Here is a 24,185-nt window from a genome sequence, read left to right on the forward strand (position 1 = left end):
CGATGCCTCCTCACGGGCGGGACAGGGTCTGTTCCGCCCAGATGGTCTTGCCGGTGGCGCCCTGGCGGGTGCCCCAGCGCTCGGTCAGCTGGGCGACGAGGAGCAGACCGCGGCCGCCCTCGTCATAGGTGCGGGCGCGCCGCAGGTGGGGAGCGGTGTTGCCGCCGTCGGAGACCTCGCAGATCAAGGTCGTGTCGTGGATCAGGCGCAGCTGGATCGGCGGCTCGGCGTGCCGGATGGCGTTGGTGACGAGTTCGCTGACGACCAGTTCCGTGACGAACACGGCGTCGGAAAGACCCCACCGCTCCAGTCGCGCCACCACGTCCTTGCGGGTCTGCGCGACCGCGGACGGGTCGGACGGCACCGCCCAGGTGGCGACCTGGTTCGCGTCGAGCGCGCGGGTACGGGCGATGAGCAGGGCCACGTCGTCGGCCGGGCGCCGCGGCAGCAGGTCGGTGAGGACCGTGTCGCACAGCGCGTCCAGTGAGCCCGCCGGGCGGGCCAGGGCCTCGCGCAGCCGGTGGAGGCCGGTGTCGAGGTCCCGGTCGGCGGTCTCGATCAGGCCGTTGGTGTAGAGCGCGAGCAGGCTGCCCTCGGGGAGGACGACCTCGGTGGCCTCGTACGGCAGACCGCCCACGCCGAGCGGGGGCGCGGCCGGGAGCCCGACGAGGTCGACGGCGCCGTCGGGGCTCACCACGGCCGGTACGGGATGCCCGGCCCCGGCCAGACAGCAGTGCCGCGTCACCGGGTCGTAGACGGCGTACAGGCAGGTGGCCCCGACATCGCCCGACGACGTCCCGGTGGAGCCCGCCGTGCCCGGCTCGCCGTCGTCCTCCTCGGTGTTCAGGCGGGCGACCAGATCGTCGAGATGGGTCAGCAGCTCGTCGCACGGCAGGTCGATGTCGGCCAGCGTGCGGACCGCCGTGCGCAGCCGCCCCATGGTCGCCGAGGCGTGCAGCCCGTGGCCGACCACGTCGCCGACGACCAGGGCCACCCGCGCCCCGGAGAGGGGGATGACGTCGAACCAGTCCCCGCCGACCCCGGCGTGCCCGCCCGCCGGGAGGTAGCGGGAGGCGACCTCGACGGCCGCCTGCCGGGGCAGCCGTTGCGGCAGCAGGCTGCGCTGGAGCGTGACGGCCGTGGCGCGCTCGCGGGTGAAGCGGCGGGCGTTGTCGATGCTGACCGCGGCCCGGGCGGCCAGTTCCCCGGCCAGGACCAGGTCGTCGTGCCGGAAGGTCTCCTGGTTGCGGTGCCGGACGAAGAAGGCGACGCCCAGCGTGGTGCCGCGGGCGGCCAGCGGCACGGTCATCACGGAGTGGACGCCGAACGCCCGGACCCGGGCGGCGCGGGCCGGATCGCGGGCGAGCCAGGCGGCGAACGCCGGGTCGGTCACCTCGTGCAGGGCGGGCCGTCCGGTGCGCAGGCTCTCGTAGGGCAACGAGCCCGCCGGGTAGGAGTCCACCGCGCCGGCCGCCACGGCCGACTCCGGGGCGCCGGGGGTCACGGAGCGCAGGGCGGCCCGGCGCAGCAGCAGCGGCCCGTCCTCCGGGACCGCCCGCGTAGGCGGCTCCGGCGCGTCGTCCAGCGCGGCCAGCAGATCGACGCTGACGAAGTCGGCCAGGGCCGGGACGGTCACGTCCGCCAGCTCCTGGGCCGTGCGCGTCACGTCGAGCGTGCTGCCGATGCGCCGGCCGGCCTCGGCGATCAGCTGGAGGCGCTTGCGGGCCCAGAACTGCTCCGTCATGTCGTGCGCCGACAGGCAGACGCCCTGGACGGTGCCCTCGTGGTCGCGCAACGCCGACATGAAGACCGACCAGGCGTGCTCATGGCTCTCGCCGGGGGCACGCAGGTAGTTCTCCTCGTACTGCGGCTCGCCGGTCCGCAGCACCCGGGCCATGCCGCGTTCCGCCCGCAGGCCGGCGTCGTCGTCGAGGATCTCGGACACGCGCAGGCCCCGCATCTCCTCCTCGGTGAGCGCCGTGGAGCGCTCCATGTCGGCGTTGGCCCGGCGCAGCCTGAGCCGGGTGTCGTAGATCGCCTGGGCGCAGCACGGGGACTGGGCGAAGCTCCAGCTCACGAGGGATTCGTCGAGGCCGGCCCGCGGCTGCCGGCCGGTCAGCGCCGAGACGATGAGCCAGGCCGGGGCGCCGGTGCCGGGCGGCCTGTGGTGGGCGAGGATCCCGACCGTCAGCTTCCTGCCGTCACGGTGCGTCAGCGCGACGTCGCCGTTCCAGCGCGGCAGCCCGGCGAGGGTGGGCAGACCGCCGCGCACCGGGATCGGCTCGGCCAGCAGATCCGCGGCGCGGTGGCCGGTCACCTCCGCGGCCGAATACCCGAGGAGCCGCTCGGCGCCCGCGTTCCAGCCGGTCACGAGGCCGTGTTCGTCGACGGAGACCCGGGCCGTCAAAGACGCGCCGACGAGGGCATCGAGGGCTTCGAGCGCTTCCCCGAACGGCCGGGTGCCCCGGCCGACGGTGACGGGCTGCTCCATGATCGGTCATCTCGCTCTCGGGAGAATCCAGCCATAGCCCCGGACATCTGCGGATATGACCTGCTTAGACCTGCTTACCCCGATTAGGCCAGGTATCACCGGGGTGCCCCCGCGAGAAGGGGAGCCTGCCGCCGCCCGGCCCGGGTAACCGCTCCCCCATGGGTGAGATCCGCGTGGGCACGTGTTCCTGGACCGACCGGGCACTGGTCGGCAGCGGCTGGTATCCGGCGGGGCGCCGGGACGCCGAGGGGCGGTTACGGCACTACGCCGAGCGGTTCCCGGTCGTCGAGGTCGACGCCTCGTACTACGCGCTGCCGAGCGAGCGGAACAGCCGGCTGTGGGCCGAGCGGACACCGGACGGGTTCGTGTTCGACGTGAAGGCGTTCTCGCTGCTGACCGGGCATCCCACCCGGGAGGCGGTGATGCCGGACGGGCTGCCGGCCGAGCACCGCGACCCGGCGGTGCTCGACGAGGTGTGGGCCCGGTTCACGGCCGGGATCGCGCCGCTGCGGGAGGCCGGGCGGCTCGGGAGCGTGCTGTTCCAGTTCCCGCCCTGGTTCCGGCCCGGACAGCGGGCGGAGGCGTTCCTCCGGGAGTGCGCCGAGCGGGCCGAAGACTGGCCGCTCGCCGTCGAGTTCCGGCACCCCTCCTGGTGGGAGCCGGGGCAGGACGAGGTGACGCACGCCCTGCTGGCCCGGCACGGCATGGCCGCGGTCGCCGTCGACATGACGCAGACCCTGCCCTCGTCCGTCCCGCCCGTCACCCCCGTGACCTCGCCACGGCTGTCCGTCGTCCGGTTCCACGGCCGCAGCGCCGCCTGGGGGACCGGCAGCAAGGAGGACCGGTTCCGGTACGCCTACGACGAGGAAGAACTCGCCGGGTGGCTGCCCCGCGTGCGCCGGCTGGCCGAGCGGACCGAACAGGTCCACGTGCTGTTCAACAACTGCTGCGGCGACGCCGCCGTCAGCGCCGCCGAGACCATGACACGGCTCCTCGGCGACGACCCGTCGGCGGCGGTGCGGCTGCCTAGGGCTCGATCCGCACCCGACGCTCGACCGACACCTGGTCCACGTCCGACACCCGCACCGTCGTCTTCATCGTCCAGTTCCCGGCGAGCGGCAGGTTGACGGAGTTGGTGCTCCAGTAGCCGCCCCGGTCGGTGAGTTCGGCGTCGATCGGTCCGATCTTCCGGGAGGGCAGGGTGAAGGTGATGCGGACCTCGGGGACGACGACCAGGCCCGTGTCGGAGCCGTAGACCACCGCTTGGACGCCGTTCTCGCCGACGCGGGCCGGATCCAGGGTGACGTGCACCGCGCCGCGGCCGGTCAGGGACGCGGCGCCCGTGTCGAAGGGCACGGTCGTCTGGGTGGTGGGCGGGAGCGAACCCGCCGGGGCCTGCTCGGCCGCCTCCGCCTGGGCGCGGCCCGGCAGGGTTCCCGTGAGCACGGTCGTGATCATCAGCACCACGGCGGCGACGGCGACCTCGACGAGCACGGAGCGATGCAGCCGGCGGCGTCGGTCGTCCCGGTCGGCGTCGGACGCGGGGGGCTCCTCCGCCGCTCCACCGGACCCCTCCGGCTCCCCGGGTTCGCCGTGTTCCGCCGGTGCGCCGACGGGCTGCGGGACCCGGGCCGGTGCGGCTGCCCGGACGGCCGTCGCCGGTGCCGCGAGCCGCTGCGTCCAGCGCCGCGAGTACCCGGCCACCAGCAACAGCACGGCCACCCCGGCCAGTTTGGCGAGCAGCAGCCGGCCGTACGACGTGCTCGTCAGCGCGAAGAGGGAGCCGAGGCCGCGCCAGGACTGGTAGAGGCCCGTGACGGCCAGGACGGTCACCGAGGCGAAGGCGATCCGCGAGAAGCGGGGCACGACCTCCACCAGGTCGTCGGAGGCGCGGCGCAGGGTCAGCAGCAGCGCCACCAGGCCGCCGAGCCAGACACCGGTGGCCAGCAGGTGCAGTACGGACGACGTCATCGCCAGCGGCACCTGGATTCCGGCGGAGGCGTGCTCGGCCGCCGCCCAGGTCAGCGCCAGGGCGGCGGCCAGGACGGTGCCGGTGGCCAGCGTGGCCGGCCCTCGTCGTTCACGGCGCCTGGACAGCCGTACCAGGAAGGCGGCGGTCAGCAGGAGGATGACCAGCCGGGCGAGCAGGGCCTCGCCGGGGCGGCCGGTGAGGGTGCGGCCCAGGGCGGAGGCGTCGAAGGCCGAGGCCGGGCCCGTGCCCGCCTCGTAGGGGGCGCGCAGCAGGAGCAGGACGGCCGTCGAACCCAGCAGCGTCCACCAGGCCGCCACCAGCGGCCGGCGCAGCGGGGAGGTGTCCGCGGGCCGGCACAGCAGCGCGAACGCCGCCGTGCCGACGAGCAGCGCGGCGGCGAGGTAGGCGAGGTAGCGGGCGGCGTCGTAGAGGCCGCGGGTGAGCGGGTCCTCGGCCGGGCCCGTGTCGGCCTGGAACGTGGTCGCGGAGCGTTTCCCCACGGAGAAGCTGAAGGCGCCGGAAACCGGGTGGCTGTCGGCGGAGACCACCCGCCAGGCCACCGTGTAGGTGCCCTGGGCGAGCTTGCCGGGCAGGCCGACCCGGGCCGTGTCGGAGCGGCCGTCGGCGTGCGTGGCCTCACCGGTGTGGACCCGGCGCTGGTCGGGCCCGAAGACCCGGAAGGAGTCGTCGAGCAGGCCGACGGACTCGGTGAAGGTCAGGGTGACGTGGCGGGGAGCCTGTCGGAGGACCGAGCCGTCGTCGGGGTCGGTGGCGCGGAGGGCGGCGTGGGCGGATGCGGGGGCCGCTCCGGCGAGGAGCAGTACCAGCACGGCGCCGAGCAGCACCAGGGCCTGGCATCGCCGGGGGTGTCCGGCCTTGCGATCCTCGTTCCGCCGTTGGTCCACGTGGTTCTCCGGGGTCGGGCTGGACGGCTCCGCGTTATGTACGGACGGGACCGGTGCGGCGCTCAACGGGGTGGGGTGCGGCTAGGCGGAAGGCCTGCAGAGTGCGCGGATCCGGTCCGCCGCTGCCGGGAAACGAGCCGTCAGTTCCGCCGCGTCCGCGTGTTCGTAGCCCTCGAACGTGAAGCCCGGGGCCATCGTGCAGCCGAACAGGGTCCATGAGCCGCCCTCGCTCACCCTGCCGCCCATCCAGGTGCCGGCCGGGACCGTGAACTGGACGTGCTGGCCGTGGAGGAGGTCCGGCCCGAGGACCACCGTCCGGATGCCGCCGTCCGGGGCGAGCAGAAGGAGCTCCAGGGGATCACCCCGGTAGAAGTGCCAGATCTCGTCCGTCGGCAGGCGGTGGAGGGCGGAGAAGTCGTCCGCTGTCAGGAGCGCGACGATCGCCGTGCCCTCCGGCCTGCCGTCGGGGCGTTCGGGGCCGGCCCAGGTCTGGCGGAACAGGCCGCCCTCACGCGGGATCGGCTCGAGTCGGTAGTGGGCGATGAGGTCCTCTGGCGTCACCCGGGGAACAGTATCTCCCGGTCCAGGAAGGCGAGCTGGGCCTTCTTCTCCGGCAGGTACACGTCCGGGAGGTCGATCTCCGGCAGGGCCACCACCGGCCCGGGGGTGAAGCCCATGCTGAGGAAACGGGCGATCGCCTTCTCGTTGCGCACGTCCGGGTCGACCACGACCCGCCTGCGGCCCAGGCCGAGCAGGACGTATGCGGCGACGACCGACACGAGACGGGCCGTCCAGCCGGGCTGTCCGCCACCCGGGCCGGCGGGGGCGAGGAGCAGGTGGACACCGATGTCGCCGGGGCGGACGGTGTAGCACTCGCTGACGCGGTCGGCCTCCGGCTCGTAGGTCTGCAGGAGCGCGACCGGCTCGCCGTCCCGGACGACGAGGTGGGCGTGGTGGGTGTCGAGCGTGGCCATGTGGGCGTAGATCCCGGCGACCTGTTGTTCGGTCAGCCCGGTCATGCCCCAGAAGACGGCCCGCTCCTCGCTGACCCAGTGGTGGATCACGGCGGCATCGGCCGCGGGGTCCAGCGGCAGCACGCGGACGGTGCCGAAGCCGTCGATCGGCTGCTCGTGGAGCGGCGTGCGGGAGGCGTACGGGTCAGACATCGGTTTCCTTCTCCAGCCGGGTCCAGTCGGTGACGACCGGGACGAGGTCTCCCGCGAGCCACAGGGGGAGCTGGTCGCGGTGGTGGGGCGAGCCGGGAACGCCCGAGGCGCCGAGCGGAACCACCCAGCGGCTGTCGTCGCGCCGGGCCAGGTCCCAGACGTACCGGGCGGCCGGGCCCCTGGCGGCGCGGTCGGTGAGGCCCGGCACGCCCGAGGTGCACAGCACGCAGTCGTGGTCGCCGGACAGCGCCGGTTCGTCGTAGGGCCGCTCCGGCTCCAGCGCCCGCCAGGGGGCGAGGCAGTGGGTGTCGCCCCAGACCCCGGCCGGGGGCTGTGCGGCGACGTCCTCGATCGCCGCGCGGACGGCCGCCGGGCGGTCGATTCCGTACAGGGCCCCGGTCCGCAGCAGGTGTTCGAGGGCGAAGGCGACCCGGGGGACGAGGGCCAGCCAGGGCTGGAAGACGTCCGGGTACGCCGGGGGTGCGGCGAGCGGGGTGAACACCGGGTCCGCCGCGAGCCGCCGTACGACCGCCGCGCGCACGGCCGCGTAGAGGGCCGCGTCGGCGCTGTCGGCGTCCATGTGGCGGTCCCAGCCGAGGAGCCGGTCCCGGAGGGCGGCGGCCTCGGGTGTGAGGTCGTCGAGGGCGCCGAGGTGGTCCAGGAGGGAGGACGCGGAGGCCAGGTGGGTGTCCGTGTGGATCGCGGGCATGCCGGCGGCGGACCAGCGCTCCTTGCCGGCGAGCAGCGCGGCGATGCGGTCGGCGCGGTGCGGCGGGGCGAACTCGACGCCGAGGGGCCCGGACGGGCCGCGCTGGTTGGCCATGACGGCGACGCCGTCGGTGAGCCCGGCGCGGGGCGTCTCGTGCCAGCCCCGCCACTCGTGACCGGGCTCCCAGGCGGGCACCAGGCGCAGGGAGTTGGTTCCGGCGCGGCGCGGCACCCGTCCGGCCACGCGGTGCAGGACACCGCCCTCGGTGTCGGCGGCCTGGACGACGTTGACCGGTTCGGCCCAGCGGTCGAAGGCCCGGTCCACGTCGGCGACCCGGCGGGCCCGCAGCAGCGGCAGCAGGGCGCCGAAGCCGAGGTCCGCGGTGACGCGGGGCGGGTAGCGCAGGCTGATCGCCACGGGCCCGCCGGAGGGATCGGCCGGGTCGGCCGGGTCGCCGTCGAGGCCCTCGGGTCCGCCGATGATCACCGGGCCCCGGGCGGTTTCGATCACCTCGACCTCGACCGGCTCCTCACCCGCCACCTCGACGGTCTCGGTGTGCCGGGCCGCCCGCCGCCAGACCCCGTCCGGGCCGAGGGCCTCCACACCGGCACCGGTGCGCCGCAGCCGTTCCCGGTAGAGGTCCTGGTAGTCGGCCATGGCGTTGGTGATGGCCCAGGCGACCGTGCCGGTGTGCCCGAAGTGGGCGATGCCGGGCACGCCGGGGACGGCCAGGCCCACGACGTCGAACTCCGGGCAGGACAGGTGGATCTGCTGGTAGACGCCCGGGTCCTCGATCCAGCGGTGGGGGTCGCCGGCGATGACCGCCTGCCCGGTGACCGTCCGCTCGCCGCTGACCAGCCAGCCGTTGCTGCCGGAGGTGCCGGGGCCGTCGGTGGCGAAGAGGCCGATGGCGTCCGTGCCCAGGTGGGCCGCGACCTGCTCACGCCAGAGCTTGGCCGGGAACCCGGCGAAGAGGATGTGCGTGGCGAGCCAGACGCCGAGCGGGGTCCAGGGTTCCCAGCGGCCCGGGGTGAGGCCGGTGCGGGCGAACTCAGGGGCGGTGCCGCCGGCGAGCCCCTCGTTGACCCCGTCGACGTACGCGCGCACCCACCGCGCCGTCTCGGGGTCCTCTTCCCCCAGGGCCGCGAAGCAGCGTCTCGCGGTGTCGTCGACTCTGGCCCGTCTTACGAACCGGTCCCAGGCCAGGGCGCTTCCGCCGAGGAAGGACGCCGAGGTGCCCTGCGCCCGGTGGCGCTCGATCTCCAGCTGCCAGGCCCGGTCCCGGGCGGTGACCACGCCCTGCGCGTGGGCGAGCCCGGCCGCGCTGCCCGCGCGCAGATGCGGGATGCCCCAGGCGTCACGGTAGATCTCGGTGGCCACGCTGTGCCCCTTCTTCCCTTTAGGTTAGGCTTGCCTAAGTCAATCCGTGGCGGAATGGTACGTGAAGGGTGAGGGCGCGATGGGGCAGGGGCGGGGTTGGGAGGGCGCGGTCCTCAAACTGCTGCGCGGCAAGGACTTCGAGTTCACGGTCACGGACGTCGAGGACGTCACCCCGGACTACCGGCGGCTGCGCTTCACCGACGGCGGTCTGCTGGCCGCGACCGGAGTGCACCCCACCATGTGGGTACGGCTGTGGTTCGACAACGCGGGCAAGCCGCACCAGCGGGCCTACACGCTGGTCGACCCGGACACCGAGACCGGCACCTTCGCCCTGGAGTTCGCCCTGCACGAGGGGTGTGCCAGCGACTGGGCCAGGGCGGCGAAACCGGGCGACACCATCGAGGCGACCGTCCAGGGCACCGGCTTCGAGCACCCGGACCCCGCGCCCTCGCACGTCTTCGCCGTCGGCGACCCGGCCTCGCTCCCGGCCCTCAACTCGCTCCTGGACGCCCTGGGTTCCGCCCCGGCGACCGTCTGGTTCGAGGGCGGCGACGACGACCTGCCGCACCGCACCGACCCGGCCCGGCACGAGCTGCGCAAGGTGCCGCGCCAGGACCGCGGCGCCCACCTCGTCGACCGGGTGAAGTCGGACCTGCCCGGCCTGCTCCGGGACACCTCCGACCCGTACGTCTGGATCGCCTGCGACACCGCGACGACCCGGACGCTCGCGGCGTACGTCCGCAAGGAACTGGGCCTGCCCAAGCAGCGGGTGCACGCGCTGGGCTACTGGCGGGCGACCTGAGCAGCGGGAGGGCCCGCCCCGGGGGATGATCGGGGCATGGACGTCACCCTTCACCTCGCCCAGGATCCCGAGGCCGACGCGCTGCTCGGCCGCAGTCCGCTCGCCGCGCTGGTCGGCATGCTGCTGGACCAGCAGGTTCCGATGGAGTGGGCGTTCAAGGGCCCGGCCACGATCGCCCGGCGACTCGGCGGCGACGACCTGGACGCGCACGAGATCGCCGCCCACGAGCCGGAGGCCTTCGCCGCGCTGCTCTCCGGCAAACCGGCGGTGCACCGCTACCCGGGCTCCATGGCCAAGCGGATCCAGCAGCTGTGCCAGTACCTCGTCGAGCACTACGACGGTGACGCCGAGGCCGTCTGGAAGGACGTCGGCACCGGCAAGGAACTGCTGAAGCGACTCGCCGAACTGCCCGGCTTCGGCAAACAGAAGGCCCAGATCTTCCTCGCCCTGCTCGGCAAACAGCTCGGCGTGCGGCCGACGGGGTGGCGGGAGGCGGCGGGCTCCTACGGCGACCCGGACTCCTTCCGCTCGGTCGCCGACATCACCGGCCCGGAGTCGCTCGTGAAGGTGAGGGCACACAAGCAGGAGATGAAGGCGGCGGCGAAGGCGGCGAAGGCCTCCGGCACGTAGGGCCTGTCGTCCACCTGGCCCGCCCGGGTGGCGAGCCCCACCGGCCGGACCCGAGCATGAACCATGGCCGAGCCACCGAGCGGCTCCCCCCGGGGCCGGAAGTACGACACCGACCCCGACCGCGCGCCCGAGGGCCCGATATCCCCTGACCGGCAGGGCCGTGAACAGCACGGACGGTCCCCCCGCCCGCCATCCGGGCCGCCCGCCCCCTGGCCGCACGATCCGCAAGCGCCCCGAGGCCCCGGCCCCCGCGAACAACCCGGCCGGGCCGCACCGCCCGGCCCGCAGGACACCTGGCCGCCCGATCCGCACGGCCCGCACCCCTCCGCACCCCGCGAGCCGCACGCCCCCACCCCGCCCCCGGAGAACCACCGGCCGGAGCCACCGGGACCGTCACGGCCGCGCGCCGCGGGGACCGGCATACGCCGAGCGGGCGGATCTCGCGGCCGACGCGATGAACGTCCCGCGCACGGCGGGAATGACCTCCCGTGACCTCCGCCCCGCAGCCGGTCCCCCGCGGCCCGCGCCGGAACACCTGGCTGCGGGTGCTCGTCCTGCTGCTAGCCCTGCTCGTGCCGGGCGCCCACGCCGAGGCCCACGCGGGGCCGACGGCCACCGTCTCCGGGGAGAGCACCACCGTCGAGTGCGACGTCCTCGACTCCGCCCTGCGCCCACCGGCCAGAGGCTCGCGCCGCACCGCCGTCCCGCTGAGCCCCGCGCCGCTCCGGGCCCCCGGGCCCGCGTACACCGCGCACCACTGCGTGGCCGTACCGCCGAGCCCGCCGTACGACCCTCGCCCGCTGCGTTCCGAAGTCCTGCGCTGCTGACCCGGCCGGCAGCCCGCACGGAACAGGAACCACGAGGAACGACGAGGAACAGCCATGCTTCAAGACCCGTACGCGGTCCTGCGCGCCCTGGTGCGCGCGGAGGCCGCCCGCAACGCCCCCCGGCCGCCCCGCCCCGCCCCGTCCCGGCCCGAGCCGGACACGCGGAAACGTCCCACGGGGGAAGGGAAACGCGGCTGACCCGAGGGCGACGGCGGAGGCGGGCCGACTGACGCCTCCGCCGCCCCGAGGGCGTGCCGGACGATGGCCGAGCCGGGCGAGGACCTCGACGGGTACGGCCTTCGCAGTCCGCGTCACGAAGAAGACGCCGACTCCTTTCGAGCGAATCATGCGGGCCGGGCCGCCCGGACGGCCGGGTCGAGGCCCGCGCCGGGGAGGGCGGCCCGAGGCGATCCGCAGGGCCTCCCGCGGAAGGGCGGCGGCGCGGGCGGACACCTCCGGTGCGGGAGCCGACGGCACGGTCTCGCGCTCCGGCATATTCAGTCCCCTGTTCCCGGTTCATACCGCCTTGTGGGGTTTTTTTCAGCGCCGCACTACGGCGCCGAGGCTGCGCCCGGAAGGTCTTGACCGGTAGGCTTTCCGTGTGATCTTCAAGCGCATCGGAAACGGCCGGCCGTACCCCGACCACGGCCGGGAAAGCACCCGGCAGTGGGCGGACGTCGCGCCGCGCCCGGTCCGCCTCGATCAGCTCGTGACGACCAAGGGTCAGCTCGATCTGGAAACGCTGCTCGCCGAGGACTCCACGTTCTACGGCGACCTCTTCGCGCACGTCGTGAAGTGGCAGGGCGACCTGTACCTGGAGGACGGACTGCACCGCGCGGTGCGGGCGGCACTCCAGCAGCGCCAGGTGCTGCACGCGCGCGTGCTCGAACTCGACTGATCCCCGCCGGTCGCGGGTTGGCCCTTTCGGGTTCCGCTGGGCGACGTCGAATGATCATCTAGTAGGCATCGTCGCCCGGGCGCACTACGCTGCGCTCATGAGCATGCTGACTCCCCCCGGCATGGGCGGCAAGTACCGCATCACGGGCAACAAGTACCCCAAGATGCGCCGGCCCCGGCGGCGCGGCAGGCTCGTCGTCCTGACCGTCGCGTCCGTCGTCGTCCTCGGCGTGGGCGGGTGGGGCACGCTGCAGCTCATCGACGTCTTCACCGGCGGCGGCGGAGAGGCTTCGGCGGCCGGTGACGGGACGGACTGCGGCGTCGAGACCAAGGCGAGCGCCTCACCCAGCGCCAAGCCCCTGCCCGAGCCGCGCACGATCACCGTCAACGTGCTCAACGCCACCACCCGCGGCGGCCTGGCGAAGAAGACCGCCGACGAGCTCAAGAAGCGCGGCTTCAAGATCGGCGACGTGGGCAACGCGACCAAGGAGTACGACAAGAAGGTCAAGGGCACCGGGCTGCTGCTCGGCCCGGCCACCGCGCTCGACACCACGCTGCCCGTGCTCGGCGCCCAGCTCCCGGGCGCCGAACGACGGACCGAGGCCGCCCGCAAGGGCGCTGCCGTCGACCTCGTCATCGGCGACGCCTTCAAGGACCTCGCGAAACAGCGCGACGCCGACCGGGCGCTGACCAAGTCGGCCAGGCCCGAGCCGGCGCCGACGTCCCGGAAGGGCTGCTGAGCACGTCCCCGAGGGCGTGGCCGCGGGTCCCGGGGGTCCTACTCGGCAGACCCGTACATCCGGTCCCCCGCGTCTCCGAGGCCCGGCACGATGTAGCCGTGCTCGTTCAGCCGCTCGTCGACCGATGCGGTCACGACCGTCACCGGCGTACCCGCCAGCTCGCGCTCCATGATCTCGACGCCCTCCGGGGCCGCCAGCAGCACCACGGCGGTCACGTCGTCGGCACCGCGCCGGATCAGCTCCTGGATCGCCGCGACCAGCGTGCCCCCGGTGGCGAGCATCGGGTCGAGCACATACACCTGACGCCCGGACAGGTCCTCGGGCATGCGCGTCGCGTACGTGGAGGCCTGGAGCGTCTCCTCGTTGCGGATCATGCCGAGGAAGCCGACCTCGGCGGTCGGCAGCAGCCGGACCATGCCGTCCAGCATGCCGAGCCCGGCCCGCAGGATCGGCACCACCAGGGGCCGCGGGTGGGACAGCTTGACGCCCGTGGTCCGCGCGACCGGCGTCTGGATGTCGACCTGTTCGGTGCGCACGTCACGCGTGGCCTCGTAGGCGAGCAGGGTGACCAGCTCGTCGGCGAGACGGCGGAAGGTCGCGGAGTCGGTGCGCTGGTCGCGCAGCGTGGTGAGTTTGTGGGCGACCAGAGGGTGGTCGACGACGTGGAGACGCATGTCCACAACAGTAACCGGGCGGGATCCACCGGAGCGCACGGCGAGCCCGCCGTACGGCCGCGCGAGATCGCCGGCGTCAAACCGCCCGTCCGGGGGAACGTGGGAAAGACGGACTGGGGATGGTGAACCTGATGCCCGACCGGAAATTCCGAGACGATCCGTCGCCGCGCGCATGGCCGGGGACGAACCCGGAGCCCGGCCACACGGACGGGACCGAGGAGTCCGACGCCGAGCGCCGCCGGCGTCGTGCCCGGTTCCTGCGCGATCTGGCCGAGGCCCGGGAACTGCGCGACCGCGTCCAGCCGCGCCGCGCCAAGACGGCCCGGCTGCGCCACGCGATGCGCATGCGCACGTTCCGCTGGTAGGAAACGGGCGTGGAAACCTCCGGCAAAGATCACGAACCGCGCGGAGATTGTCGCGGCTGACCGTGCGTGCAGCGGGGCAAAGCCGCGTACGATCCGCAGGTGGCGGCAACGGGCGTGCGAGCGGAACTGCCGGACACAGGGGGCCGAAGACGTCCCCTGAACGCCTTGTTTCTGCCACGATTCCGAGTGGGTGGGGCTCGGACGAGCACTCCCCGCCCGTAACCTCCGCCGGGGGGACCTCCAACCGGCACGCCTAGGACCAGTGGGAGAGTCACGGTGTACTTCGCCGCACTGCTCGCGCGCACCGAAGACGGGTGGGAAGCGAGCGACACAGAGCTCGACGATGTGGAAACCCTGTCGGATCTGGCCGACCTCGCCCGTGAAGCCTCCCCCGACGAGGACACGGTGCTCGTGCTCATCGAGCAGGAGGACGCCTGGTTCGGCGTCGTCCGCGTGGACGGCGAGGAAGACCCTCGCATCTACGTCTCGGACGCCGCCGCCGCTGCGCGCAGCAGCTACGGCGAGATCCTGCTCACCGACGAGCTGCTCGGCCGCGATCCGGACGACGGGGACGTCCTCGACGCCCTCGACCTCGACGGCACCGAGGACGGTGATTCCGACGACGACGAGGACGACACCGACGACGACGCCGGGCCCGCCGCCTCCGCCGAGGCCGTGCCGCACGGCCCGGTCGGCGACGCCCTGATCCTGGACGACCTCGGCGTGAGCGAGAAGGCACTGCGCTCGCTGGCGACGGACGCCGTCAACGAGATCGCCGAGTCCCTGGGCGCCTCGGAGACCCTGGAGACCGTCCGCTGACCGGTCCCGCCACCCCGGCACCGCCGGATCCGGTCCGGGACCCCTGGCGGCCCGCGATGCGACTCGCCCTGGACGAGGCCGCCGAGGCCGTCCGGGGCGGGGACGTCCCCGTCGGCGCCCTCGTCCTGGCCCCGGACGGCACGACCGTGCTCGCGGCCGGGCACAACGAACGCGAGGCCGGCGGCGATCCGACGGCCCACGCGGAGGTCCTCGCCCTGCGGCGGGCCGCGGCCGCGCTCGGCGAATGGCGGCTCGCCGGCTGCACCCTCGTGGTGACGCTGGAGCCCTGCACGATGTGCGCGGGCGCGATCCAGCAGTCGCGCGTCGACCGGCTCGTCTACGGCGCCCGTGACGAGAAGGCCGGCGCGGCCGGCTCCCTCTGGGATCTGCTCCGCGACCGGCGGCTCAACCACCGGCCCGAGGTGATCGGTGGAGTGCTCGCCGAGCAGTGCGCCGAACTGCTCACCGAGTTCTTCCGCGGGCGCTGAATACCGATTTCGAAGCACGCGGCACCTTGCTGTAAGGTCTCCCTCGGTAGCGTGTCCGAGCGGCCGAAGGAGCTCGCCTCGAAAGCGAGTGTGGCGCAAGTCACCGAGGGTTCAAATCCCTCCGCTACCGCTTGAGAAGGGCCCCGTCCGACGACGGGGCCCTTCGCGCGTCCGCCCCTTCGTGTGATCGGTCCTTCGTGCGATCATGTGCGCTGCACGGGACACCAGTGACAGGGGAGGCCGCGATGGCGGTGAACGCGAAGAAGGTCGCCGTCTACGCCCTGGTGGTCTTCGCGTTGTACGTGATCATCACGGACCCGGCCAAGGCAGCCGACTACGTCCAGATAGGCTTCCAGGGCATTTCGGACGCCGCCAAGGCCCTCGGCGACTTCGCCACGTGGGTCGCCAACGGAGGAAAGTGATGATCCGCCACCTGGTGCTCTTCAAGCTCAACGAGGGCGTCGAGCGCGACGACCCCCGGGTCGTGAAGGGCGTCGAGGCCTTCCGCGCGCTCGAGGGCGCGATCCCCGAGATCCGCTTCTGGGAGCTCGGCTGGAACGTCAGCGACCGTCCCATCGCGTACGACTTCGCCATCAACTCGGCCTTCGACGACGCGGACGCGCTGCGGAGGTACGTGGAGCACCCGGATCACCAGGCGGGTGTCGCGCTGTGGCGTGAGTTCGCCACGTGGGTGATCGCGGACTACGAGTTCTGAGACCGGCCGCTCCGAGCCCCCTGTCGCCATGACAGGGGGCTCTTCTGTTGCTTGAGTTGATTTGTGCGGCTTTCATTCCTCAACACGTAGTTATGGGGTGCTTGCACACAGTGCACATGTCTTGTGATGCTATGACCGCTTTTGATGGAAGAGTTGACGGATGAGTTGACGATGACGAGGTGGAGTTGACCGTGCTGGCCAGTACCGCACCTCAGGCACCGTCCCCCAAGGCTCCGTCCCCTCAGCCACCACCACCCCAGTCGCCGTCGCCCCAGGCCGCACCCGCGCAGGCCGCACCTCCACAGGCCGCACCTCCACAGGCCGCGCCCGCGCAGGCAGCGCCCGTTCAAGCCGCGGCCACGGAACCCGCTCACACCGCTCCGGCCGCTCCCCAGCGGAGCAGCCGTGGGGCCGACACCCGGGCGCTCACCCAGGTCCTCTTCGCGCAGCTCAAGGACCTCCAGCCGGGCACCCCGGAGCACGACCGCGTGCGCGGGGCGCTCATCGAGGCGAACCTCCCGCTCGTGCGCTACGCGGCCGCCCGGTTCCGCTCCCGCAACGAGCCGATGGAGGACGTCGTCCAGGTCGGCACGATCGGGCTCATCAACGCCATCGACCGCTTCGACCCGGACCGGGGCGTGCAGTTCCCGACCTTCGCGATGCCCACGGTCGTCGGCGAGATCAAGCGGTACTTCCGCGACAACGTCCGCACGGTCCATGTGCCGCGCCGGCTGCACGAGCTGTGGGTGCAGGTCAACAGTGCGACGGAGGACCTGACGACCGCCTTCGGGCGGACCCCGACGACCGCGGAGATCGCCGAGCGGCTGCGCATCACCGAGGACGAGGTGCTGTCCTGCATCGAGGCCGGACGGTCGTACCACGCGACCTCCCTGGAGGCCGCGCAGGAGGGCGACGGGCTGCCGGGGCTGCTGGACCGGCTCGGCTACGAGGACCCCGCGCTGGACGGCGTGGAGCACCGCGACCTCGTACGGCACCTGCTCGTCCAGCTGCCGGAGCGGGAGCAGCGGATCCTGCTGCTGCGGTACTACAGCAACCTCACGCAGTCTCAGATCAGCGCGGAGCTCGGTGTCTCGCAGATGCACGTGTCGCGGCTACTCGCGCGTAGCTTCCAGCGGTTGCGGTCTGCGAACCGCATCGACGCGTAACCGCAAACGTTGGCGAGAGGTCACCGTGGGGAGGGAATCGCTCATCAGGGCGCTTTCCGGTAGTTGAGAGCCGAAAGGCCGTCAGACCCCTTGTTTGCAGGGCGGATTCGCGTCTCAGATGTCGACATGTCACTACAGCGTGTTGCCGACATGTGACATTCTGCGTGAAGCGCGTTTGCCGGAGCTCCGGCTCCGGTATTCAGGTGAAGGCTGCGTTCCTCAGACGGGAGCGTCCGCCGCGACCGTCCCGCGACCCAAAGGGGGTGGCATGTCCGCAGAACAGGGCAGCTCGAAGGTGCTCACGCTCGCGGAGAGCGAGTCAGCTCCCCATGCTCTCGACTCACTCGGCCCCATCGATGAGGCTCCGGCCCTCGTGGCCGAGCCCGTCCCGGTCCTTCCGACCGCGGGCGCCATCGACACCCGCACCCTGTCCCGCTCCCTGTTCCTGCGGCTGGCCGCGCTCGACGAGGACAGCCCCGAGCGTGCGTACGTCCGTGACACGCTCATCGAGCTCAACCTCCCGCTGGTGCGGTACGCCGCCGCGCGGTTCCGGTCCCGGAACGAGCCGATGGAGGACATCGTCCAGGTCGGCACGATCGGGCTGATCAAGGCGATCGACCGGTTCGACTGCGAACGGGGCGTGGAGTTCCCGACGTTCGCGATGCCGACGGTGGTCGGGGAGATCAAGCGGTTCTTCCGTGACACGTCGTGGTCGGTGCGCGTGCCGCGCCGGCTGCAGGAGCTGCGGCTCGCCCTGACCAAGGCCAGCGACGAGCTCTCGCAGAAGCTGGACCGGTCGCCGACGGTGACCGAACTCGCCTCCGTGCTCGGGGTGTCCGAGGAGGACGTCGTCGACGGGCTGGCGGTGGGGAACGCCTACACGGCGTCCTCGCTCGACTCGCCGGCGCCGGAGGACGACGGCGGCGAGGGGTCGCTGGCGGACCGGCTGGGGTACGAGGACACCGCGCTGGAGGGTGTGGAGTACCGCGAGTCGCTGAAGCCGCTGCTGGCGAAGCTGCCGCCTCGCGAGCGGCGGATCATCATGCTCCGCTTCTTCGCGAACATGACGCAGTCGCAGATCGGCGAGGAGGTCGGCATCTCGCAGATGCACGTCTCCCGGCTGCTGACCCGGACGCTGGCACAGCTCCGGGAAGGCCTGATCTCGGACTGACCGAGGGCCGATCGGGGCCGACTGAGGGCTGGGGCGCGGTCGTTGGGGCCGCGCCGTTGGCCTGTATCGGCTTCGGTGGGAGTGCGCGTGCCGGTACCTGACACCAGGTGCGGGTCGGGCCGCGCCGGCGGGTGTGGTCGCGCTGCGGCTTCCCGCCGCAGCGCACGGCTTCGGGCCGCCCGTCCCGCCCGGCTGCGGGCACGCGTGCCGATCAGGGCGGCCCTCCCGGCGTCTGAGGCGACGCCGGGTACCGAGAAGTCCGCGTGGGGTTACGCCAGTGCCAGCCAGGCCACCGCCGCGACGACCGCCACGGCGGCGATGACGCCGAGGATGAGACCGATGCGCGGTCCGCTGCTGGAAGGTGCCGCCGCCTGACGGCCCTGCGGGGCCTCGTCGACGAACGCGCGGAACATCTGGGTGCTGCCGGCGGGGTCGTGATTGCCCTGCGGGGCCTGGTTGTTAGCCATGGCCCGAGACCCTAGCGAAAACAGCGGGGCTCCCCAAGTGGGGGTAGGGGTTCCGTTTCTGTCCGGCCGACTCGTACCGCCGGGCTCGCGACCAGCGCATTTACTCCCGCAATACTTGCCTTTGCCAACTTTTTATACCGTCCACCCCCTCTTTTATTTGCCTGTAGCAACCAACAGCTCCTATGGTTGCCCTAAGCAACGAAAGCGGGAGGTGTCATGGCCGACAGGGCGCAGTACGAAGAACTGGTCCGCCAGTTCAGCGCCTTCGGCGCCGTGAAGCGGGAGCTCGGCAGGATCATGCCCGCCGAGTGCCCCGGCGGGTCGGCGGCCGTTCTGACCCTGCTGGACCGCCACGGCGACATGCGCATGAGCAAGCTCGCCGAGCTGCTGGCGGTGGACATGTCGGTCACCAGCCGCCATGTCGCGCACGTCGTGGCCCGGGGCTGGATCGAACGCTCCCCCGACCCGGCGGACAAACGCTCGCGCATCCTGCGGCTCACCCCCGCGGGCCGCGTGCAGCTCGACGAGCTGTCCCGGCGGACCACCGAGGTCCTCGCCGAGCGCCTGGGCGACTGGACCGACGAGGAGGTCGGCCAGCTCACGACCCTCATGGCGCGGCTGAGGGAGAGCTTCGACTGCCGGCCCGGGAACCGGGTCGCGCCGGCCGCTTTCGACCAGACCACCCGTACACCCGCAAGCACGTAAGAAAAGGAAGCCCATGGCAACGACCACACCAGCCGGTGTGCGGGCTCATGCCAAGCACGGGGGAGGCTCCCACGGCTCCTCCGGCGACGGCGCTCCGATGACGCACCGGCAGATCATGGAGGCCCTCACCGGCCTTCTGCTCGGCATGTTCGTCGCGATCCTGTCGTCGACGATCGTCTCCAACGCCCTGCCCCGGATCATCAGTGACCTCGGCGGCGGCCAGAGCGCCTACACCTGGGTCGTGACCGCGTCCCTGCTGACGATGACCGCGTCCACCCCGCTGTGGGGCAAGCTCGCCGACCTGTTCTCGAAGAAGCTGCTGATCCAGTTCGCGCTGGTCATCTTCGTGCTGGGGTCGGCGGCGGCCGGCATGTCCCAGAACCCGGGCATGCTCATCACCTTCCGTGCGGTCCAGGGCATCGGCATGGGCGGTCTGTCCGCGCTGGCCCAGATCATCATGGCGGCGATGATCTCGCCGCGTGAGCGCGGCCGGTACAACGGCTACCTCGGCGCCACCTTCGCCACCGCCATGGTCGGCGGCCCGCTGGTCGGCGGTGTCATCACCGACACCGACTGGCTCGGCTGGCGCTGGTGCTTCTACGTCGGCGTGCCCTTCGCCGTGATCGCCCTGATCGTGCTGCAGAAGACCCTGCACCTGCCCGTGGTCAAGCGGAAGGTCAAGGTCGACTGGGCCGGCGCCTTCTTCATCACGGCGGCCGTCAGCCTGCTGCTGGTCTGGGTCACCTTCGCCGGTGACAAGTACGACTGGGTGTCCTGGCAGACGTACGCGATGGTCGGCGGTTCCCTGGTGCTGCTGGCGCTGTTCGTCCTCGTCGAGGCGAAGGCGAGCGAGCCGATCATCCCGCTGCGGCTGTTCCGCAACCGCACCATCACGCTGGCCTCGCTGGCCTCGCTGTTCGTCGGTGTCGCGATGTTCGCCGGGACCGTCTTCTTCAGCCAGTACTTCCAGCTGGCCCGGGACAAGTCGCCGACGATGTCCGGCGTCATGACGATCCCGATGATCGCGGGTCTGTTCGTCTCCTCCACCGTCTCCGGCCAGGTCATCACCCGGACCGGGCGCTGGAAGGCGTGGCTGATCGCCGGCGGTGTGCTGGTGACCGCGGGCCTCGGTCTGCTGGGCACGATCCGGTACGACACCGAGTACTGGCATATAGCGATCTTCATGGCGCTGCTGGGTCTCGGCATCGGCATGATGATGCAGAACCTGGTGCTGTGCACGCAGAACCAGGTGGAGCCGGGCGACCTGGGTGCCGCAAGCTCCACGGTGACCTTCTTCCGGTCCCTCGGGGGTGCGGTGGGCGTCTCCGCCCTGGGCGCGGTCCTGGGCAACCGGATCACCGACTACGTCAAGGACGGCCTCGCCGACCTCGGCCCCAAGGGCGCGGCCCTCGGTCACGCCGGCACGGGCGGCGGCGGCATCCCCGACCTGAGCACGATGCCCGCGCCGATCCGCACCGTGGTGGAGAGCGCCTACGGCCACGGCGTCGCGGACGTGTTCCTCTACTCGGCTCCGATGGCGCTGCTCGCGCTGCTGGTGGCGCTGTTCATCAAGGAGGTCCCGTTGAAGACGAAGGGCGGACTGGCGCAGGCCTCCGACTCGCAGGCGCCTGGCGTGGCTCCGGCCGAAGCGGCCACCGAGGCTTCCGCGGCGGAGAAGGCCGCGCCGAGCTGGGCCGTGGCCGAGACCGCGGCCGCCGACGGGACCGGGCCCGAGGGGACGCAGCGGCTCGCCGCCGTCGCCACGGCGGCTCCCGCCGGGGAGTCCGCGTCCGGTGGGGGCGGTGTTCCGGTCCGCGGTTTCGTCCGCGGCGCCGAGTCCGCGCCCGTGCCGCAGGCCGCCGTCACGCTGATCTCGCTGGCCGGGCGCCAGCTGGGCCGGTCCGTGGCGCAGGCCGACGGCTCGTACGCGGTGGACGCCCCGGGCTCCGGTTCGTATGTCCTGATCGCCTCCGCCGACGGCTTCCAGCCTCAGGCGTCCACGGTCGTGGTGAACGGTGAGCCGGTCGCCTACGACATCCTGCTCAGCGGCACCAGCGGGCTGACCGGCCTGGTGCGGGCCGCCGAGAACGGGCAGCCCGTCAAGGACGCCATGGTCATCGTGACCGACGTGCGCGGGGACCTGCTCGCCAACGGGATCACGGGCGAGCAGGGCGAGTTCTCCTTCGCCGAGCTGGTGCCGGGGGCGGTGACCGTCGCGGTGAACGCCGCCGGGTACCGGCCGCGCGCCCTGCCCGTCGAGGTGGGCGGCACCGGGGTCACCCGGGTCGAGATCGACCTGGACTCGGGCGCCCGCGTCCAGGGTGTGGTCCGCGCCCCGCACGGCCCGCTGGCCGACGCCCGGGTGACGCTGGTCGACCAGGCGGGCAACGTCGTCGGCTCGGCCACGACCGGGACGGACGGGGCGTACGCCTTCACCGACCTGGACGGCGGCGAGTACACCGTCATCGCCACGGGTTACCCGCCGGTGGCGACCGCCCTGACGGTCACGGGCGCCGGCACCGACGCCCACGACATCGAACTCGCCCACCCCGGCGAGTAGCAACCGACCCCGGCCCGTGACGGGTGGCGCGCTCCGAGCGGCGGTGCGCCCCCTGTCGCGGGCCGGTTTCTTGTTGAGGAGTTAGTGAGATGGGACTGACCGCGAGGATCCGTACCCGGGACGGATGGGCCGTGTCGCACGCGGTCGTCACGGTGGCGGACATGACCGGCGCGCAGGTGCTGCGGGCCGAGGCCGACGCGGAGGGCGCCGTGCGGGACGCGACGCCGATGGAGCCGGGGGCGTACACCGTCATCGTCACGGCCGTCGGGTACGCGCCCGCGGCCTCCAGCGTGATCGTCACGGCGAGCGGTCGGGCCGAGGTCGGTTCGGTGACGCTGGCCCGGCAGGGCGGCACCGAGCTGCCGCCGCCCGGTCCGTGGACCGTCGACCCGGTGCACTCCAGCGTGGCCGCCGTGGCACAGCACCTGGGCATCTCCAGCGTGCACGGCCGGTTCACCGAGTTCTCCGGCTCGATCGAGATCGCCCCGGACGACGTCACCAAGTCGCGTGTCGAGGCGGTGATCCGGGCCGCGTCCATCGACACCGGGAACGGCATGCGCGACGGGCATCTGAAGTCGCCGGACTTCCTGGACGTCGAGCGGTTCCCGGAGATCACTTTCCGGTCGACGGGACTGACGGCGACCGGCTCCGACCGGTGGACCGTCCACGGCGAGCTGGGCATGCACGGAGTCGTACGGCCCGTGGACCTCGATCTGGCCTACCTCGGCACGGGCCCGGACCCGTGGGGCGGCACCCGCGCCGCGTTCCGCGCCACGACCGAACTGCACCGCGAGGACTTCGCGATGAACTACAACCAGGTCCTGCAGGCCGGCATCGCCGCCATCGGCACGACGCTGAAGGTGGAACTGGACATCCAGGCCGTGCAGGGCGAGTCACTGCCGGCGGCGTGAGTCCGGCGCGGACACCTTCGCCACCAACTGACCGCACAGGTCACGGAGCTTGACGTTGCGGTCCTGCGAGACCCGGCGCAGCCGCTCCAGGGCGATCCGCGCGTCGATCCGCTCCCGGGCCATCAGGATGCCGACCGCCTGGTCGATGACGCTGCGGGAGAGCAGCGCGGTGCGCACGTCGGCCGCGGACTGCCGCCGGTTCTCGATGCGCAGCGCCATGTCGATCGCGTCCCCCGCCCGGGCGGCGAAGGCACGGGCCGCCTCCCGGCCCGTGCCCAGGTCCTGCGCGCCGACGCCGTAGAAGTTGATCGCGGCGCCGCTGCCGCCCTCGACGGCGACCGGCACCGCCAGCACACAGCGGACGCCCGTGGACAGGGCGTACTCCGTGTACGGCGGCCAGCGCGACTCCGCCGCCAGATCCGGGGCGTACTGCTCCTCACCGGTCTCCGCCGCGTCGACGCAGGGCCCCGAGCCGTTCTCGTACTGGCGCAGGTCCAGGCCGCTGGGCATGCCCTCGCTGCCGGCCAGGGTGAGCAGCCGCCCGGCGCGGCGCACGGTGATGCTGCACGCGACGGCACCGGGCACCTCCTGCACCGCGCGGTCGGTCAGATCACGCAGCAGCGTGTCCAGACCGCTGCTGCGCGCCATCGCCTGGTCGAGCGTGTCGGACGTCTCGGAACTCATGACCGTACGTCTATCCCGTCAGCATCCGAACACGCCTTCTCCGTAATTCACCCCACCTCAGGGGGTGTTGTGAGCGCCGACGATCCGGCGGGCGAGATCGCGCAGTTTCACGTTCTCCCGCTGGGAGGCGCGCACCAGGCTCTCGAAGGCCGCCGAGGCGTCGATGCCCTGGCGTTCCATGAGGATGCCGGTGGCCTGGCCGATCAGGTCGCGGGTGTGCATGGCCTCGGTGAGCTGCTCGCGCACGGTCGCGGAGTCCAGGGCGATGCTGACGTGCGCGGTGAACAGCCGGCCGATGCGGGTCGCGTCCTCGTCGAAGACGCCCGGTTTGCTCGCGTAGGCGGTGAGCACGGTGAGCCGGCGGCGGTCGGCGCGCAGCCGCAGGGCCAGCGCCGAGCGCAGCCCCAGGTCGGCCAGTACGTCCCAGCCGTCGTCGGCCTCGCTGTCCGTTATCCGCGCCACCGGGCTGTTCCACAACAGGTCCCACAGGCCGTGCTGTTCGCGACCGGTGTGCCGGTTCTCGGCGGAGCGCACGACCTCGTCGGTCCAGGCGAGCGTGCGCATCTTGCTGCCGCGCTCGATCACGGAGATGCCGGCGTGCTCGGCGCCCGGCATGAGGTGCACGGCCAGCCGGACCGCCGTGCTCAGCGCACTGTGCGGCGTGAGGGTTTCGTGTAGTTGCTGAGAAGCCACCGTGAGAGCTTCGGCCAGCTCGACGCCAGCCGGATAACGGGGCAAATCAGGAAACTCGGACGCAGCCACCACGAACCTCTTCGGCATGCACGGCCATGGCCGTGCGCAGGAGAGCTCCGCAGCACATTCCCGACTGCGAGCACAGGACGGACAGCACTCTAACTGTTCGGTTGCCTCCAAGTGACGTCCGGCCGACGCCGCAGCGGGCGCTTCCTCCGGCCGCCCCCCGCATGGTGGAATGGCCCCAC

General features: G+C 72.6%; 26 protein-coding genes, 1 tRNA gene and 1 pseudogene. 18 read left to right on the forward strand and 10 right to left on the reverse strand.

Features of this window, described 5'->3' with window-relative positions; genetic code table 11:
• Positions 1-10: 10 nt before the first annotated feature.
• On the reverse strand, positions 11-2,491 hold the full coding sequence (locus ACFY9E_RS12675; RefSeq protein WP_390982236.1) for a SpoIIE family protein phosphatase: 2,481 nt from the start codon (positions 2,489-2,491) through the stop codon (positions 11-13).
• A 158-nt stretch (positions 2,492-2,649) separates the two neighbouring features.
• Here ACFY9E_RS12675 and ACFY9E_RS12680 point away from each other — a divergent pair, with 158 nt between their 5' ends.
• Positions 2,650-3,618 (forward strand): DUF72 domain-containing protein, encoded by a 969-nt coding sequence (locus ACFY9E_RS12680; protein WP_390982239.1) that lies wholly within the window; start codon positions 2,650-2,652, stop codon positions 3,616-3,618.
• On the opposite strand, the gene ACFY9E_RS12685 is transcribed toward ACFY9E_RS12680, so the two are convergent.
• The 4 genes from ACFY9E_RS12685 to ACFY9E_RS12700 form a co-directional block, all read right to left on the reverse strand.
• Entirely contained in the window at positions 3,518-5,308 is a 1,791-nt protein-coding gene (locus ACFY9E_RS12685; protein ID WP_390983655.1) for a copper resistance protein CopC, read from the reverse strand. The two genes, ACFY9E_RS12680 and ACFY9E_RS12685, sit on opposite strands and share 101 nt — an antisense overlap.
• 141 nt (positions 5,309-5,449) lie before the next feature.
• Positions 5,450-5,929: a cupin domain-containing protein gene (locus ACFY9E_RS12690; RefSeq protein ID WP_390982242.1), complete on the reverse strand. Its 480-nt coding sequence runs from the start codon at positions 5,927-5,929 to the stop codon at positions 5,450-5,452.
• Positions 5,926-6,534: a GNAT family N-acetyltransferase gene (locus ACFY9E_RS12695; protein ID WP_390982244.1), complete on the reverse strand. Its 609-nt coding sequence runs from the start codon at positions 6,532-6,534 to the stop codon at positions 5,926-5,928. Before ACFY9E_RS12695 ends, ACFY9E_RS12690 begins: the two co-directional genes overlap by 4 nt.
• Positions 6,527-8,623 carry a penicillin acylase family protein gene (locus ACFY9E_RS12700; protein ID WP_390982247.1) on the reverse strand — a complete coding sequence of 699 codons (2,097 nt, stop codon included), beginning with the start codon at positions 8,621-8,623 and terminating at the stop codon, positions 6,527-6,529. Before ACFY9E_RS12700 ends, ACFY9E_RS12695 begins: the two co-directional genes overlap by 8 nt.
• Positions 8,624-8,702: 79 nt before the next feature.
• On the opposite strand from ACFY9E_RS12700, the gene ACFY9E_RS12705 reads away from it, so the two are divergent.
• The 4 genes from ACFY9E_RS12705 to ACFY9E_RS12720 all read left to right on the forward strand — a co-directional run bounded on the left by ACFY9E_RS12705 (position 8,703) and on the right by ACFY9E_RS12720 (position 11,080).
• Complete coding sequence (locus ACFY9E_RS12705) at positions 8,703-9,425, forward strand: SIP domain-containing protein (RefSeq protein WP_390983658.1); 723 nt, start codon at positions 8,703-8,705, stop codon at positions 9,423-9,425.
• A 36-nt stretch (positions 9,426-9,461) separates the two neighbouring features.
• Positions 9,462-10,055: an HhH-GPD-type base excision DNA repair protein gene (locus tag ACFY9E_RS12710; protein WP_390982250.1), complete on the forward strand. Its 594-nt coding sequence runs from the start codon at positions 9,462-9,464 to the stop codon at positions 10,053-10,055.
• 488 nt (positions 10,056-10,543) lie between these two features.
• On the forward strand, positions 10,544-10,882 hold the full coding sequence (locus ACFY9E_RS12715) for a hypothetical protein (protein ID WP_390982252.1): 339 nt from the start codon (positions 10,544-10,546) through the stop codon (positions 10,880-10,882).
• 54 nt (positions 10,883-10,936) lie between these two features.
• Positions 10,937-11,080, forward strand: coding sequence for a hypothetical protein (locus ACFY9E_RS12720; RefSeq protein WP_390982255.1), 144 nt, complete (start codon positions 10,937-10,939; stop codon positions 11,078-11,080).
• A 72-nt stretch (positions 11,081-11,152) separates the two neighbouring features.
• On the opposite strand, the pseudogene ACFY9E_RS12725 reads toward ACFY9E_RS12720, so the two are convergent.
• Positions 11,153-11,377 (reverse strand): annotated as a pseudogene (locus tag ACFY9E_RS12725) (helicase HerA-like domain-containing protein); the annotation flags it as partial.
• Positions 11,378-11,483: 106 nt separating this feature from the next.
• Here ACFY9E_RS12725 and ACFY9E_RS12730 point away from each other — a divergent pair.
• Together ACFY9E_RS12730 and ACFY9E_RS12735 are read left to right on the forward strand one after the other, a co-directional pair.
• A complete protein-coding gene (locus tag ACFY9E_RS12730; RefSeq protein WP_003999914.1) occupies positions 11,484-11,780 on the forward strand; it encodes a type II toxin-antitoxin system VapB family antitoxin in 297 nt (98 codons plus the stop codon).
• A gap of 121 nt (positions 11,781-11,901) precedes the next feature.
• Positions 11,902-12,519, forward strand: coding sequence for a LytR C-terminal domain-containing protein (locus ACFY9E_RS12735; protein WP_390983661.1), 618 nt, complete (start codon positions 11,902-11,904; stop codon positions 12,517-12,519).
• Between the two features lie 38 nt (positions 12,520-12,557).
• Here ACFY9E_RS12735 and upp read toward each other — a convergent pair whose 3' ends face one another.
• Positions 12,558-13,193, reverse strand: coding sequence for a uracil phosphoribosyltransferase (gene upp / locus ACFY9E_RS12740; protein WP_390982259.1), 636 nt, complete (start codon positions 13,191-13,193; stop codon positions 12,558-12,560).
• Positions 13,194-13,324: 131 nt separating this feature from the next.
• Between upp and ACFY9E_RS12745 the strand changes: the two genes are divergently transcribed.
• The 8 genes from ACFY9E_RS12745 to ACFY9E_RS12780 all read left to right on the forward strand — a co-directional run bounded on the left by ACFY9E_RS12745 (position 13,325) and on the right by ACFY9E_RS12780 (position 17,917).
• Positions 13,325-13,558: a hypothetical protein gene (locus tag ACFY9E_RS12745; protein ID WP_390982261.1), complete on the forward strand. Its 234-nt coding sequence runs from the start codon at positions 13,325-13,327 to the stop codon at positions 13,556-13,558.
• A gap of 276 nt (positions 13,559-13,834) precedes the next feature.
• Positions 13,835-14,377, forward strand: coding sequence for a hypothetical protein (locus ACFY9E_RS12750; RefSeq protein WP_390982264.1), 543 nt, complete (start codon positions 13,835-13,837; stop codon positions 14,375-14,377).
• A 56-nt stretch (positions 14,378-14,433) separates the two neighbouring features.
• Positions 14,434-14,865 (forward strand): tRNA adenosine(34) deaminase TadA, encoded by a 432-nt coding sequence (gene tadA / locus ACFY9E_RS12755; RefSeq protein WP_390982266.1) that lies wholly within the window; start codon positions 14,434-14,436, stop codon positions 14,863-14,865.
• A 45-nt stretch (positions 14,866-14,910) separates the two neighbouring features.
• Positions 14,911-14,995: transfer RNA gene (locus ACFY9E_RS12760), tRNA-Ser, on the forward strand.
• Positions 14,996-15,110: 115 nt separating this feature from the next.
• A complete protein-coding gene (locus ACFY9E_RS12765; protein ID WP_031105388.1) occupies positions 15,111-15,287 on the forward strand; it encodes a hypothetical protein in 177 nt (58 codons plus the stop codon).
• Entirely contained in the window at positions 15,287-15,580 is a 294-nt protein-coding gene (locus tag ACFY9E_RS12770; protein WP_390982269.1) for a Dabb family protein, read from the forward strand. The genes ACFY9E_RS12765 and ACFY9E_RS12770 overlap by 1 nt, the downstream gene beginning before the upstream one ends.
• A 179-nt stretch (positions 15,581-15,759) precedes the next feature.
• A complete protein-coding gene (locus ACFY9E_RS12775; RefSeq protein WP_390982271.1) occupies positions 15,760-16,746 on the forward strand; it encodes a SigB/SigF/SigG family RNA polymerase sigma factor in 987 nt (328 codons plus the stop codon).
• Between the two features lie 268 nt (positions 16,747-17,014).
• The gene (locus tag ACFY9E_RS12780) at positions 17,015-17,917 is read left to right on the forward strand and encodes an RNA polymerase sigma factor SigF (RefSeq protein WP_352114340.1); all 903 of its coding nucleotides are present in this window, start codon (positions 17,015-17,017) and stop codon (positions 17,915-17,917) included.
• 269 nt (positions 17,918-18,186) lie between these two features.
• On the opposite strand, the gene ACFY9E_RS12785 is transcribed toward ACFY9E_RS12780, so the two are convergent.
• Positions 18,187-18,384 (reverse strand): hypothetical protein, encoded by a 198-nt coding sequence (locus ACFY9E_RS12785; RefSeq protein WP_352114339.1) that lies wholly within the window; start codon positions 18,382-18,384, stop codon positions 18,187-18,189.
• A 216-nt stretch (positions 18,385-18,600) separates the two neighbouring features.
• Between ACFY9E_RS12785 and ACFY9E_RS12790 the strand changes: the two genes are divergently transcribed.
• The 3 genes from ACFY9E_RS12790 to ACFY9E_RS12800 all read left to right on the forward strand — a co-directional run bounded on the left by ACFY9E_RS12790 (position 18,601) and on the right by ACFY9E_RS12800 (position 22,560).
• Positions 18,601-19,089, forward strand: a complete 489-nt coding sequence (locus tag ACFY9E_RS12790; RefSeq protein WP_390982275.1) for a MarR family transcriptional regulator — start codon at positions 18,601-18,603, stop codon at positions 19,087-19,089.
• Positions 19,090-19,102: 13 nt separating this feature from the next.
• A complete protein-coding gene (locus ACFY9E_RS12795; protein ID WP_390982277.1) occupies positions 19,103-21,649 on the forward strand; it encodes an MFS transporter in 2,547 nt (848 codons plus the stop codon).
• A gap of 89 nt (positions 21,650-21,738) precedes the next feature.
• The gene (locus tag ACFY9E_RS12800) at positions 21,739-22,560 is read left to right on the forward strand and encodes a YceI family protein (protein ID WP_390982279.1); all 822 of its coding nucleotides are present in this window, start codon (positions 21,739-21,741) and stop codon (positions 22,558-22,560) included.
• Here the strand turns inward: ACFY9E_RS12800 and ACFY9E_RS12805 are convergent.
• Both ACFY9E_RS12805 and ACFY9E_RS12810 read right to left on the reverse strand, forming a co-directional pair.
• Positions 22,543-23,244: an ANTAR domain-containing protein gene (locus ACFY9E_RS12805; RefSeq protein ID WP_390982281.1), complete on the reverse strand. Its 702-nt coding sequence runs from the start codon at positions 23,242-23,244 to the stop codon at positions 22,543-22,545. The genes ACFY9E_RS12800 and ACFY9E_RS12805 overlap by 18 nt on opposite strands.
• Positions 23,245-23,301: 57 nt before the next feature.
• Complete coding sequence (locus ACFY9E_RS12810) at positions 23,302-24,024, reverse strand: ANTAR domain-containing protein (RefSeq protein ID WP_390982284.1); 723 nt, start codon at positions 24,022-24,024, stop codon at positions 23,302-23,304.
• Positions 24,025-24,185: the final 161 nt, after the last annotated feature.

Origin of the sequence: Streptomyces sp. NPDC012466 (assembly GCF_042955215.1) — a bacterium.
GTDB lineage: Bacteria > Actinomycetota > Actinomycetes > Streptomycetales > Streptomycetaceae > Streptomyces.

Coding starts and splice junctions, on each gene's coding strand:
- ACFY9E_RS12675 (WP_390982236.1), bottom strand. CDS start 2,491: ATGGAGCAGCCCGTCACCGTCGGCCGGGGCACCCGGCCGTTCGGGGAA.
- ACFY9E_RS12680 (WP_390982239.1), top strand. CDS start 2,650: ATGGGTGAGATCCGCGTGGGCACGTGTTCCTGGACCGACCGGGCACTG.
- ACFY9E_RS12695 (WP_390982244.1), bottom strand. CDS start 6,534: ATGTCTGACCCGTACGCCTCCCGCACGCCGCTCCACGAGCAGCCGATC.
- ACFY9E_RS12705 (WP_390983658.1), top strand. CDS start 8,703: ATGGGGCAGGGGCGGGGTTGGGAGGGCGCGGTCCTCAAACTGCTGCGC.
- ACFY9E_RS12710 (WP_390982250.1), top strand. CDS start 9,462: ATGGACGTCACCCTTCACCTCGCCCAGGATCCCGAGGCCGACGCGCTG.
- ACFY9E_RS12720 (WP_390982255.1), top strand. CDS start 10,937: ATGCTTCAAGACCCGTACGCGGTCCTGCGCGCCCTGGTGCGCGCGGAG.
- ACFY9E_RS12735 (WP_390983661.1), top strand. CDS start 11,902: ATGGGCGGCAAGTACCGCATCACGGGCAACAAGTACCCCAAGATGCGC.
- upp (WP_390982259.1), bottom strand. CDS start 13,193: ATGCGTCTCCACGTCGTCGACCACCCTCTGGTCGCCCACAAACTCACC.
- ACFY9E_RS12745 (WP_390982261.1), top strand. CDS start 13,325: ATGCCCGACCGGAAATTCCGAGACGATCCGTCGCCGCGCGCATGGCCG.
- tadA (WP_390982266.1), top strand. CDS start 14,434: ATGCGACTCGCCCTGGACGAGGCCGCCGAGGCCGTCCGGGGCGGGGAC.
- ACFY9E_RS12765 (WP_031105388.1), top strand. CDS start 15,111: ATGGCGGTGAACGCGAAGAAGGTCGCCGTCTACGCCCTGGTGGTCTTC.
- ACFY9E_RS12770 (WP_390982269.1), top strand. CDS start 15,287: ATGATCCGCCACCTGGTGCTCTTCAAGCTCAACGAGGGCGTCGAGCGC.
- ACFY9E_RS12780 (WP_352114340.1), top strand. CDS start 17,015: ATGTCCGCAGAACAGGGCAGCTCGAAGGTGCTCACGCTCGCGGAGAGC.
- ACFY9E_RS12785 (WP_352114339.1), bottom strand. CDS start 18,384: ATGGCTAACAACCAGGCCCCGCAGGGCAATCACGACCCCGCCGGCAGC.
- ACFY9E_RS12790 (WP_390982275.1), top strand. CDS start 18,601: ATGGCCGACAGGGCGCAGTACGAAGAACTGGTCCGCCAGTTCAGCGCC.
- ACFY9E_RS12795 (WP_390982277.1), top strand. CDS start 19,103: ATGGCAACGACCACACCAGCCGGTGTGCGGGCTCATGCCAAGCACGGG.
- ACFY9E_RS12800 (WP_390982279.1), top strand. CDS start 21,739: ATGGGACTGACCGCGAGGATCCGTACCCGGGACGGATGGGCCGTGTCG.
- ACFY9E_RS12805 (WP_390982281.1), bottom strand. CDS start 23,244: ATGAGTTCCGAGACGTCCGACACGCTCGACCAGGCGATGGCGCGCAGC.
- ACFY9E_RS12810 (WP_390982284.1), bottom strand. CDS start 24,024: ATGCCGAAGAGGTTCGTGGTGGCTGCGTCCGAGTTTCCTGATTTGCCC.